This is a genomic window from Microbulbifer sp. MLAF003, assembly GCF_030012965.1.
Lineage (GTDB): Bacteria > Pseudomonadota > Gammaproteobacteria > Pseudomonadales > Cellvibrionaceae > Microbulbifer > Microbulbifer variabilis.
The window spans coordinates 4,257,884-4,270,280 of record NZ_CP120232.1; the positions used below are offsets into that span (position 1 = coordinate 4,257,884).

The following is a 12,397-nucleotide window of genomic DNA, read 5'->3' on the forward strand; positions in this document are numbered from 1 at the left end:
CAGATTGGCGACCAGTGTATTTTTATCCAGCAGCATACAACAGACACTACCAGTTAGTAAGCACTACCCTCTCGAGCTTTTGCCTCCCGCTCCCGCAACAACCACCAAAGCAGAATCCAAACAGACAGAACGGAAAAACCGAGCCATGCTACGGCACTGGCACCCCCAAGGCCAAAAAGGTATCCCCCCAGACTACCGCCTACAAAAGTGCCGAAAAACTGCAGTGTGGCATAGAGCCCTGAAGCTGCGCCACGGGCATTCTCAGGTGCTTTGCGAGTCAGCTGGGCTGGCAACAGAGCTTCAAGCAGGTTAAAACCAGTAAAGAAAATACCTAGCAGTAGCACAACAGCTACGGGGCCATTTATAGGCAGCAATGCCGCGCTCCCCCCACCAGGGCAACACAGGCAAAATTCAAAGCGAGCCCCACTCTATCGCTGCGCTCTGCCGCCCGCATCAGAGGCAGCATCAGGATAAAAGTACCCAGCATCAGCGGGCCATATAGTTTCCAATGCTCTCCCGCCGGCCAGCCAAGCCTGTCGACCAACACCAATGGAAGGGCGACAAACATAGCTGTTAATAAGAGATGAGAAAAAAACGCTCCTGAAACCAATCTCCAGGTAAGGCCACTAACCAAAACCTTACGAAAACCACCGCTGAAAACCGCTGGGCGCCTTGCCACCTGGGGAGTGGGCACCACTCGCCAGACCAGCAACATCCCCAGAATTGCCAGCCCTGCTGTCACCCAGAAGATAACCGGGAGTCCCCCTGCTCCCGCGAGAGCAGGGCCCAATATTACCGCCAGCATAAATGCCACCCCTATAGAGGCCCCTATGATAGCCATGGCAATGCCTCGCTTCTCATCCCGGGTGAGATCAGCAACCAGCGCCATCACTGCTGCGGCAATCGCTCCACATCCCTGTAGAATCCTACCCACAATCAGGCCATAAACAGAGTCTGTCTGCGCGGCAATAACACTGCCTAAGGCAAAAACTGCGAGGCCAGTATAAATAACCGGCTTACGTCCCCAGCGGTCGGACAGAAGGCCCAAAGGAATCTGTAACAGTGCCTGGCTCAGCCCATAGGCACCCATCGCCAATCCCAATAGCATCGGTGTGCTATCGCGATAACCCTCACCGTAAATTGTGAGAACCGGCAATACCATAAACAGGCCGAGCATGCGAAAGACATAAAGGGAAGCCAGCCCGCCCAGGGCCCGGCGCTCAGTGGAATTCATGCAGTTCCCGGAACAGCGTTAAATTGGGCGCGCATTGTACAGCGAGCAGCCGCCAGGCTGTAGTGGAAGGCGTACAACTTTCGGGCTTTTCTAACCGCGACCATAGTCATCATCAAAGCGGACTATATCGTCTTCTCCAAGATAACTGCCGGATTGGACTTCAATTAATTCCAGGGGAATGGTTCCAGGGTTTTCCAATCTGTGCACCACCCCCAAGGGGATATAAGTGGACTGATTTTCTGTGATCAACAGCTCTTCTTCACCACGAGTTACCTTGGCGGTACCCCGCACTACGATCCAATGCTCGGCGCGGTGGTGGTGCATCTGCAAGGACAACTGCTGTCCCGGCTTAACTACAATACGCTTGACCTGGAAGCGCGGTCCGGCATCAATAGAGTCGTAATAGCCCCAGGGACGATAGACTTTGCGATGGCGCTGGGCCTCGCTGCGGCCAGAGCGCTTGAGACTGTTAACCAGCTTCTTAACCTCCTGAACCCGCTGTTTTTCAGCGATCAGCAAAGCATCATCAGTGTCTACAACTATCAGATCCTTCACTCCCAACAGGCTTACCAAACGGCTCTCTGATCGCACCAGGCAACCCTCACTCTCTTCCAGCAGGATATCTCCATGTAGCAGATTGTCATCGGTATCCCGTTCTGCCAGTTCCCAGAGTCCGAGCCAAGAACCTACGTCGCTCCAGCCCGCATCCATTGGCACCACCGCGGCAGATTCAGTGAGCTCCATCACCGCATAATCCACGGACTCATCAGCACAGGCAGCAAAAGCGACTTTATTCACACGTGTAAAGTCTAAATCCCTAACAGCACCTTTATAGGCTTCTCGGCAGGCGGTGAGTATATCTCCACGGTGCTGCCCCAGCTCTTCCAGGTAACGGGAAGCGCGAAATAAGAACATGCCACTGTTCCAGCAATGCTCACCTCCTGTCAGATAAGACTCAGCCGCCTGGGAGTCAGGCTTCTCGACAAATTCCGCCACTTTCCAGGCCTTTGCTGTCAAGAGCTCTCCACGGCGAATATAGCCATATCCCGTTTCAGCACGTGTTGGCACAATTCCAAATGTTACCAGGTGCCCTTGCTCCGCCAAGGCACTTGCCGATTGCACAGCCTCTTGGAAAGTCGTGACATCAGCCACAGCATGATCCGCCGGCAATACTAATAGCAACGGGTCATCACCACCCTCCAGAGCCGCTAAAGCCGCAAGAGCGATAGCCGGCGCCGTATTGCGCGCACAGGGCTCCAGCAGGATAGACTGAGTTCCATGGCCGATCTCCTGTAATTGCTCTGCAGCTGCAAAGCGGTGCTCCTCATTGCACACCAAAATGGGGGCCTGCAGCTGCTGTATTCCCTCCAAGCGCCGCACCGTAGCCTGCAACATGGTCTCGCTACCAATTAAAGGTAAAAATTGCTTTGGGTAGGCTTCACGGGAGAGCGGCCACAGACGAGAACCTGTGCCGCCACAGAGAATTACGGGAATCATCAATTCAATCTGCTTGGCTGTTGGATATTTGCGGCAGACGATTTTGGCACATCGGGTAGCGAGTTTATACTTGGCTGTTTTTCCGGCACCGCAGTTGTGATCGCCCTGAGCGTAACAAGTTCGAAGTCCGGCCCAGTATTATCAGTAGATAGGTAGAGCGTGGACACGATTTATGTAAGGGGTGCGCGCACCCACAACCTGAAGAATATCGATCTCGACATTCCCCGCGACAAGCTGATCGTGATAACCGGACTGTCTGGTTCCGGTAAATCCTCCCTGGCATTTGATACTCTCTACGCAGAGGGCCAGCGCCGTTATGTTGAGTCTCTCTCCACTTATGCGCGTCAGTTCCTATCGATGATGGAAAAGCCCGACGTGGATACCGTAGAGGGCCTGTCTCCTGCCATCTCCATTGAGCAGAAGTCCACCTCCCACAATCCGCGCTCTACAGTGGGTACCATCACTGAAATTTACGACTATCTAAGGCTATTATTTGCCCGGGTAGGTGAGCCTCGCTGCCCGGAGCACAATGAGCCACTCCAGGCCCAAACTGTTAGCCAGATGGTGGACCAGGTATTAGCCCTGCCAGAGGGCAGCAAGATCATGTTATTGGCACCTGTGGTTCGCGATCGCAAAGGCGAGCATCAACATGTGTTCGAGCAGCTGCGTCGAGACGGATTTGTACGTGCACGTATCGATGGGCTTATCTGCGACCTGGACGATACCCCCAAGCTGGATAAGCGCCGCAAGCACACCATTGAGGTGGTGGTAGATCGCTTTAAGGTACGTGAAGACCTGCAATTGCGCCTGGCTGAATCCTTCGAGACCGCTTTAAATCTCACTGATGGTATCGCTTCCATCAGCTTTATGGATGGTGACCAGGAAGACCGCCTCTTTTCAGCCCGCCATGCCTGTCCAGTATGTGACTACTCACTGGATGAGCTGGAGCCACGCCTGTTCTCCTTTAACAATCCTGCCGGTGCTTGTCCCAGCTGTGACGGCCTGGGAGTCAAGCAGTTCTTCGATGAAGACAAGGTGATTCTCGACCAGGAAAGCAGTATCTCCGAGGGCGCCATTCGCGGCTGGGACCGACGCAATATCTATTACTACCATATGCTCGACTCCCTCGCCGAACATTACGGATTCGACCTCGACAAACCCTGGAAAAAGCTTCGTAAAACCCATCGCAGAATTATCCTGCAGGGTAGTGGCGATGAGGAAATCGATTTCAGCTATGTCAATGATCGCGGTGATGTCACCGTGCGCCAGCATACCTTCGAGGGGATTATCCCCAACTTCCAGCGCCGCTATAGGGATACAGAATCCCAGTCTGTACGCGAAGAGCTGGCTAAATACTTGAGCACACAAAAGTGCCCTGAGTGTCACGGCACCCGTTTGCGCCGTGAGGCTCGACATGTATTTGTGGATAACCGTACACTGGCGCAGATTACCGAGTTACCCGTTGGCGACGCCTTTGATTATTTCGACCACGAACTGACCTTCAAAGGCGCACAGAAAGAGATCGCCGATAAGATTCTTAAAGAGCTGCGAGACCGCTTTCGCTTCCTTGTAGATGTAGGTCTGAACTACCTGACTCTGAACCGCAGTGCAGAAACCCTATCCGGCGGTGAGGCACAACGGATCCGCCTCGCCAGTCAGATCGGTGCCGGCCTTGTCGGCGTAATGTATATCCTCGACGAGCCCTCCATCGGTCTACACCAGAGGGATAATGAGCGCTTACTGAATACACTTACCCACCTCCGTGATATTGGTAATACCGTAATCGTTGTTGAGCACGACGAAGACGCCATTCGCAGTGCCGATTTTATTGTCGATATCGGCCCCGGTGCCGGCGTTCATGGTGGCGAAGTGGTCGCGGCTGGCACCGCTGATAAGATTGCCAGGTGCAAGAAATCCCTAACCGGCCAATACCTGTCAGGTAAAAAGAAAATTGCCGTACCAGAAGAGCGTTACATCCCTGCCCCCGATTATGTTCTGCGACTCGAAGGAGCCAGCGGTAACAACTTGCAGAATGTTGACTTAGAGATTCCCGTTGGGCTATTTACCTGTATCACGGGTGTTTCAGGCTCCGGCAAGTCCACGTTAATTAACGCCACCTTGTATCCGCTTGCTGCCACTGCCCTCAACAAGGCCACCACCCTAAAGGCCTCCCCTTACAAGGCTGTCCATGGGCTGGAAAACTTCGACAAGTGCGTGGATATAGACCAAAGCCCCATCGGGCGTACCCCAAGGTCCAATCCGGCTACCTACACCGGCATCTTCACTCCAATTCGCGATCTGTTTGCCGGCACCCAAGAAGCTCGTTCACGCGGCTATAAGCCTGGACGTTTCAGCTTTAATGTTAAGGGCGGGCGCTGCGAGGCCTGTCAGGGTGACGGCGTGATCAAGGTGGAAATGCACTTCTTACCAGATATCTATGTACCCTGTGATACCTGCCATGGTAAACGCTATAACCGTGAAACCTTGGAAGTACACTACAAAGGCAAGAATATCCACGAAGTGCTGGAGATGACAGTAGAAGATGCTCGGGAGTTTTTTGATCCCGTGCCGGTAATCGCCAAAAAATTACAAACCCTAATGGATGTAGGCCTCTCCTATATCAAGCTCGGCCAGGCAGCCACCACGCTCTCCGGCGGTGAAGCCCAGCGAGTGAAACTATCCCGCGAACTCTCCAAGCGAGATACAGGGCAAACCTTATATATCCTCGACGAGCCCACAACCGGCCTACACTTTGCCGATATCCAACTGTTATTGGATGTTCTGCACCGCCTGCGCGACCATGGTAATACGATAGTTGTAATAGAACACAATTTAGACGTTATCAAAACTGCAGACTGGATTGTAGACCTGGGCCCCGAGGGCGGTTCAGGCGGTGGGCAGATCATCGCTGCTGGGACACCTGAGGAAGTTGCTGAAATAAAAGTTTCCCATACCGGACGTTTTCTGAAACCGATGCTTAGTTAGTTAAGTAAGATAGGGTGCCAGTCTAAAAACCGGCATCCTGAAATCCATTGAATACCATTATAGTGGCAATAGCTATCCTAATTACTTTGAGCTTCTACAGGCCTGCTGCAAAGAAGAATTCAGGATAGTGCGACAGAAAATTAGAGAGGCTAAATCTAATTCCTCCTATTCTCTCTCCAAGAATGGATCCATATGGTCTGGAGAGAGAAGGGAATTTATAATTCCAGCACAGGACAAATACACGCTTCTTGCAGTCTCTCGTGGAGAGGAAACCGCTGAGCTATGGGAAAAACTCAACAAAGAAAGATGGAACATTACTGTGTCTTCCTATTTTTGCTCTCCACTTGAAAAGTGTTATCAATCAAATTCTCAAAAAATGTCTGCAGAGGTAGATCATTGCCCAACAGATTAACACCTATACACGCCATTATTTGCTGTAAAGTAAAAAACCACCAAAACAGCTAACATATTTATTAGCAAATGGCGCCGATTTCCCACTATAGAAAACAAACAGAGCGCACTCCAGTTCTGACTGACTTGTAGGCACATAATTATGAAATATCTTAATAAGGAAAGGCTCAACTTAATAATTGCACTAAGCGCCATCTTTATTTCTATAGCCTCTTTTTACGCCACTTATCTTCAAGCTAAAGCAGCTAATAAACAGGTCAGAGTAATGACGATGCCAGTCGTTAAATTTGACCAAGGCAACTTTGACGGATCAACTCAAAAAGCAACTATAATTTTCGCATTGCATAATGCCGGCGCAGGGCCTGCCATCCTAAAGAACCTAGAGTTCACATACCAAAATAAAACCTACCCTGACTTAGATACTTTTCTAGACGGCTGCTGCGCCAAGGAAAAAAGAAATTATATGAAGCTATAAGTGAACTTAAAAAAGAAGGTGATAGTATTCTTGCCAACCAGAGCGGTTTGAACACGGTGATATTGGAACAAGCCATCATTCCTGCTCAGGCATCTATAAAATTCTTAACGTTGCAAAGAACAGTGGCAAGTGACCCGCTCTGGGAAAAGCTCGACATGCTTCGAAACCATATTGAAGTTGAAGCATGCTTTTGCTCACCCTTGGGTGATTGTTACGAATCAAAGGGAGTTCAAATTTCCTCTGAAGTAAAACATTGCCCCCATAATAAAAAATAAAAAAACAGCACCTATTTGTTTAAGCGGCGCCAATCAAGACTTCAGAGGCAAGCATTGTGCATATTGATATCAACTGCGATCTAGGTGAAGGTGTTGATCTAGCCAGCTGTGAAAAGGATGCTCAACTTATGCCCTTTATCTCCCGCTGTAATATCGCCTGTGGCGCGCACGCGGGAAGCCTAGAGATAATGCGCCTCTCCGTTATCAATGCAAGAAAACACCAGTTACAAGTTGGCGCACACCCCAGCTACCCTGATAGGGAAAATTTTGGGCGCAAATCAATAAAAATTTCCATCAATCAGTTGCTCGACTCTTTATACGAGCAACTTGAACTATTGCAAGGCCTTACTCAGGAAGTAGGAGCGCATCTCGATCATATTAAACTGCACGGAGCTCTATATAACGATGCAGAAGCAGATATAGTGCTAGCACGAAAAATTACCTCCTTACTCAATGAAGAATATCCCTCTCTGAAAATTATCGGCTTAGCCAATGGCGCAATGGAAGTTATAGCCAAGGAGAAAGGCCGCATATTTTATCGAGAGGGCTTTATGGATCGGCAATATTTAACTCCAGATAAACTGGCGCCTCGCTCCCTGCCAGGTTCCGTACTGAGTAACGTAGATTTATGCCTTGAGCGGGCTGTTGCGCTAGCTAAGGGAAAGAAATTTGCAAGTTATCATGGCACACCCCTTAAATTTTCTGTCGATACAATATGTTTACATGGGGACAACCCCCAGGCGGTTAATATTGCACAGAGGCTGATCAACCATCTACACCATCATGGGCTGAGTATCGGCTCGTGATATCTACCCAAGAAAAGCCGCGTTTCCTAAAACTCGAGTTTGACATCATTGCAAATGGGGATTGCGCGCTGGATATTCGCTTTTCAGCTGAACCCAGTGAACTCCTTAGTCGATATATAATTGGATTGCGACAGTACATTCTCAAGCAGGACGACCTAAAAGTTATCGATCTGATTCCCGCTTACCAGTGCCTGACCATTACTTTTGATCCACTTTTATATCTTGACGAATCGCTTTCACGGGAAGTGAAAACTCTGACTAAAAAATTCTTAAAGGCCACGAACTCCCACTTCCTGGAAAGAGAACCCTGCGTAATCCGCATTCCAGTATGCTATGAAAATTCTTTTGCCCCAGACATGCTTACTGTGAGCGAATACACAGGCCTAACACCTGAAGAAATTATTGAGCTACATAGCACTTCCGTTTATTTAGTGCATATGCTGGGTTTTTCTCCCGGTTTTTTATATTTGGGTGGACTGGACCCCAAGCTACATTGCCCGCGAAAAGAAGCGCCGCGCTTACACATTCCCGCAGGTGCCGTTGGTATCGGTGGCGGCCAGACTGGGATCTACCCACAGGCCACACCAGGTGGTTGGCAAATTATTGGGCAAACGCCTATCAAACTCTTCCAGCCTTACAGTACATCCCCCTTTATTGCCCAGCCCTTGGATACCATCGAATTCTACTCTATCAGTGAGTCAGAATTTAATGACATAGCACCGCAAGTACAGTGTAAATACTCTAAGGAAAGCTATCCATGAGCATGCACTTTATGCGGGCAGGGTTACAAACTAGCATCCAGGACTATGGCCGTCCCGGCCTAATGCACTATGGCATTCCCATTGGGGGGGCCGCAGATCCTCTCTCTATGAAACTCGCAAACATGTTACTGGGCAACCCATTAAATAACCCTGTGCTGGAAATTACCTTGACCGGTCCCCTTATTGAGTTCACTTGTGATGTCTCAATAGCCATTACCGGAGCGCAATTCAAAACATCTTTAAATAACAGGGCCATTGAGTATTACAAGGTTATCCAGGTAAAACGTGGAGATATTCTGAATTTTTCTAAACTTATCAGCGGTATGCGTGCTTATATAGGTATTTCTGCAAAGATATCGACCCCTATGATTTTAGGCAGTACTGCAACCCATTTAATCAGTGGTTTTGGCGGACATCATGATAGAGCCATTGAAAATGGTGATAGAATTGGCTTCGTAGATACTTGGACAGCTAGGCCTGCAAAACTAAAACGTGAACTTCAACCCAATTATAAATTACGCCCCCTAATAAGGGTGGTACATGGCCCGGAAGCTGGTAGTTTTAGCCAGGAAATCATGGAAAAGTTCAGCGGGACCTCTTTTCAGGTATCCGCTCAGAGTAACCGTATGGGGATACGCCTATCTCCCTCAATTAATCCTAGTCGTGAAGCTCTTACTGAAACTTCAGGGAAAATGATCTCGTCCGGTCTATATCCGGGGAGCATCCAAATTCCCGAGAATGGTGAACCCATCATTTCTTTTATAGAGGGACAAACTATCGGTGGTTATCCCCGGCTGGCCCATGTCATCCGGGCAGACCTCCACAGATTGGGTCAACTAAACGCGTTAGATAAAATTAGTTTTCAGGTAATTACCTTGGAAAACGCGAGAATAATTCTACGCGAAAAGCAGAAAAGTTTGGAAAAACTACAAAGGGAGATTGCTACAGAAACCAGGGATTTACTTACTCTCTGAAAGTATTTTTTCTTATTTAGAATTCCGAACTAAGAGCATAGAGCAAACAATATTCTCACTCCTTACATACCTCTTTATTTTGAAAACCAAAGCTTGTCACTTCTAGCATCACCGGTTTCAATAGAAACACATCTTACCCAAAATCAAAAAATTTCAAACATTAATAAAATATCTTCAATAAATCCGCCTGGACCAAGCAGTCCTTAATGACCAATAAGTTTTTATACGGCTCCTGCTAGACCAGAAGATCAATATTAACTAACCTCTTTGGGTTTTACCGAAGCAGCGATTTGGACGAGTGTTCTAATTGACTTGCAGGAGTAGAGGCCACAACCGACCTCTATACTTAGCGCCCCCAATTCGACCTGGTCCAGAGAGAATATATCAACTACCTCAAGGGGATTAATAATGATAAGAATTCTCCGTGGTTTTATTACGGCACTGATTGCCAGCTCATTTCTAATCACCTCCTATGCTCAAGCAGAGCCCGGAGATTACAATTTTTGGACAACTTTAAAACATTTATTTAATCCACCCAGTGCTAATGCTCCTGTAACTACCGAGCAGGCCCAAGGGATGTATCCATTAACAATAGATGATCCCAGCTTTAACGATGACTTCGATCCCAGCGATTTCAACACCTGGCAAAAAATCGACGTTCCTGCCAACACAGGCGCCATGTGCGGCAACGGCTCCCCCTATAAATTCTTCGTATACCGAGTGCCCGATACTAGCAACACCGTTTTCTATTTTGAGGGTGGCGGTGCATGCTGGGATTATGAGAGCTGTTCAGGGCAGGCGGGCATTCGCGGGGCACGTAACCCCAATGGCATTCCTGACGACTATCTCAGCAACATAAATTTATTAGATTTCAGTAATCTAGATAACCTGACGACTGCCGGCGTATCTCCCTTAATCTACACCCACCATCCCTATAACCAATACAAGACTGGTGAGTGGAATTTAGTATATGTTCCCTATTGTACCGGTGATATTTATGTTGGCGATAAAACAGAGATTTATGAAGATTCCAGCGGTCAAAATCCAGATTTAATTTGGCACCATAATGGATTACGTAATGTCCAGGCTGTCACTTCGTGGGTAAAAAATAATTTACAGAAGCCTAAACAAATGCTGACTGCTGGATGCAGCGCTGGAAGTGTAGGGGCTCTGTTAAATTATACAAAACTTCGCGAGGATATGGATGTCGACTATGGTTATTTAATTGATGACTCTGGCCCACTTTATAAAGCACCTTTAGATAGTGATAACAGCACCGAGTACCCATCGTTACCGTTACATAACGAAGTTCTTCACTCCTGGACCACTTACACAACTGACGGGGACCCAAATGAAGAGAACCCAATTAATGCGATAAAATCCTTTACTCCAGGGTTTGATAGCAATCAGCTGGCTTCGATATACAGTGCATTATCAAATAAATTTCCCACAGATCGCCTTGGTATCACACACTTCCTGGCTGACGGTAATTTTTCTTCATACTCCTATGAGCGCTTCTACGAAGATATTTACAATGATCCAGATGCCAACTCTCGCTTAAATAAACTGCGCCAACGCTGGCAAAAGGACACCCATGAGAATCTAATCCCTCTCTTGGACCAAACCAGTAATTGGGGCTACTACTTCCCGATGTTCCGTAATCTTAACGAGAGCCATTGCACTACCATTATCGACTTGCACTATGGTGAGATTGCAGAACATGGACTGGAGTTAAAAGATTTTCTCAACAACATTGTGAACCATAACGGTGGGGGTATGATTCGCGCCTACGAAACGGATAAAGTTTCAGACTTTGAAAACAATAGTAATTGGTTTTACGACCTGATCGGCCTGTTCATGTAGGTAAAGCCTGAAAGAAAGCAGTGCTGTTAGTTTATTACTAGCGGCACTGCGATCTAATTAGGAGCCGTAAACAGTTTCCCGTGCTTCTTGCAGGCGTTTACGAAGGTACTCATGTTTGCTCATTCCATCTGGGAAGGAGGTCATTTGCTGCACTTCTTCAACAATAGACCTTTCAAGATCTTTATATGTTGAGAAGCCAGGCACCTCTGTATGGGGATCATAGTGACTAATAACTGATTGGGCCTGCTCACGGTAGATATTAAACAGCTCTTCCGCGCGCTGCTTGAACTCAGCTTCGTTGATACTATTTTTTTCCAGCCAGGCGAGCTTTAAGGACAGCGCCTCGTAACCGGTAACTCGCTTTTCACTTTCCACTTGTTCTATCGTATCCCAGGCCTCCTCACTGGATAGGTTTCCAAGATTTGCAAAATAGTTCTGCAAAGCCTTCTTCGCCTTTTCCTGGTCCAGGTAAGCTTTCACACGGGGGTGGTCCAATAACTCCTCCACTTCCGCATTTTCCAGCTGTGACCACGGTATACGCTCAGCAATATCCTTCGCTAATTCACTATTTTCGGTTAAAGGAGTTATAAATTGCCGAACTTTGGCAACACCGGCCTGCACGTCAATATCGTAGTGATCAATGCCAACAACTGCTAGAGTTACTGCGCCGGCAAGCAATATCAGTTTTTTCATAATCAGTTACCGAGCAAATTGGAAACTTTATATTTCTATGTCGGTAACTATATAAGCAGAGAAAGCTGAAGTGATGAATGGAAAGGGCGTCCCAGATGTAGATATTTGCGCCAATATCTCTAAAGCCTGCTGAAAACAAAAACCATGATCTCAATCTGTGCGATATTAAACCCAGTTCAATGGCTGCTCATCATCCTTTTTGCCCGCACAAGGTTCTTCTGAGGCCTTCGGAGTTACATAGCCTACCTGCTGCTCCTTAGGCAGGTTCCGTGCCTCCCAGTTGGCTACAGCCTCTCCACAAAGCCTACGCTGCTCTGGGGTAATAACAACACCATTAGGCCATTTACCCAACTCAATAGCACGCCTCAGGCTCGCTACAATGTGGGGGTTCAAGTTACTCAGTAATTGTTCAAAAGACATACA

12 protein-coding genes are annotated in these 12,397 nt (G+C 48.0%); 7 read left to right on the forward strand and 5 right to left on the reverse strand.

The window, feature by feature from the left end; translation table 11 throughout:
- Positions 1-53 precede the first annotated feature (53 nt).
- The 3 genes from P3339_RS20345 to P3339_RS20355 all read right to left on the reverse strand — a co-directional run bounded on the left by P3339_RS20345 (position 54) and on the right by P3339_RS20355 (position 2,731).
- A complete protein-coding gene (locus P3339_RS20345; RefSeq protein WP_282951734.1) occupies positions 54-374 on the reverse strand; it encodes an MFS transporter in 321 nt (106 codons plus the stop codon).
- Entirely contained in the window at positions 362-1,234 is an 873-nt protein-coding gene (locus P3339_RS20350) for an MFS transporter (RefSeq protein WP_282951735.1), read from the reverse strand. The genes P3339_RS20345 and P3339_RS20350 overlap by 13 nt, the downstream gene beginning before the upstream one ends.
- A 90-nt stretch (positions 1,235-1,324) precedes the next feature.
- Positions 1,325-2,731: a mannose-1-phosphate guanylyltransferase/mannose-6-phosphate isomerase gene (locus P3339_RS20355; protein WP_353056942.1), complete on the reverse strand. Its 1,407-nt coding sequence runs from the start codon at positions 2,729-2,731 to the stop codon at positions 1,325-1,327.
- A 159-nt stretch (positions 2,732-2,890) separates the two neighbouring features.
- Here P3339_RS20355 and uvrA point away from each other — a divergent pair, with 159 nt between their 5' ends.
- The 7 genes from uvrA (at position 2,891) to P3339_RS20390 (ending at position 11,281) form a co-directional block, all read left to right on the forward strand.
- On the forward strand, positions 2,891-5,716 hold the full coding sequence (gene uvrA / locus P3339_RS20360; protein ID WP_282951737.1) for an excinuclease ABC subunit UvrA: 2,826 nt from the start codon (positions 2,891-2,893) through the stop codon (positions 5,714-5,716).
- Between the two features lie 127 nt (positions 5,717-5,843).
- On the forward strand, positions 5,844-6,128 hold the full coding sequence (locus P3339_RS20365) for a hypothetical protein (RefSeq protein WP_282951738.1): 285 nt from the start codon (positions 5,844-5,846) through the stop codon (positions 6,126-6,128).
- Between the two features lie 141 nt (positions 6,129-6,269).
- A complete protein-coding gene (locus P3339_RS20370) occupies positions 6,270-6,602 on the forward strand; it encodes a hypothetical protein (RefSeq protein ID WP_282951739.1) in 333 nt (110 codons plus the stop codon).
- Between the two features lie 331 nt (positions 6,603-6,933).
- Positions 6,934-7,683: a 5-oxoprolinase subunit PxpA gene (gene pxpA, locus P3339_RS20375; RefSeq protein WP_020411415.1), complete on the forward strand. Its 750-nt coding sequence runs from the start codon at positions 6,934-6,936 to the stop codon at positions 7,681-7,683.
- Positions 7,680-8,444 (forward strand): 5-oxoprolinase subunit PxpB, encoded by a 765-nt coding sequence (pxpB, locus tag P3339_RS20380; RefSeq protein WP_282951740.1) that lies wholly within the window; start codon positions 7,680-7,682, stop codon positions 8,442-8,444. The genes pxpA and pxpB overlap by 4 nt, the downstream gene beginning before the upstream one ends.
- Positions 8,441-9,418: a 5-oxoprolinase subunit C family protein gene (locus tag P3339_RS20385; RefSeq protein ID WP_282951741.1), complete on the forward strand. Its 978-nt coding sequence runs from the start codon at positions 8,441-8,443 to the stop codon at positions 9,416-9,418. Before pxpB ends, P3339_RS20385 begins: the two co-directional genes overlap by 4 nt.
- 408 nt (positions 9,419-9,826) lie before the next feature.
- The gene (locus tag P3339_RS20390) at positions 9,827-11,281 is read left to right on the forward strand and encodes a pectin acetylesterase-family hydrolase (RefSeq protein WP_020411412.1); all 1,455 of its coding nucleotides are present in this window, start codon (positions 9,827-9,829) and stop codon (positions 11,279-11,281) included.
- A gap of 57 nt (positions 11,282-11,338) precedes the next feature.
- Here the strand turns inward: P3339_RS20390 and P3339_RS20395 are convergent, their stop codons facing one another.
- Together P3339_RS20395 and P3339_RS20400 are read right to left on the reverse strand one after the other, a co-directional pair.
- A complete protein-coding gene (locus P3339_RS20395; protein ID WP_020411411.1) occupies positions 11,339-11,974 on the reverse strand; it encodes a hypothetical protein in 636 nt (211 codons plus the stop codon).
- Between the two features lie 165 nt (positions 11,975-12,139).
- Positions 12,140-12,394, reverse strand: a complete 255-nt coding sequence (locus P3339_RS20400; RefSeq protein WP_020411410.1) for a YeaC family protein — start codon at positions 12,392-12,394, stop codon at positions 12,140-12,142.
- Positions 12,395-12,397 lie beyond the last annotated feature (3 nt).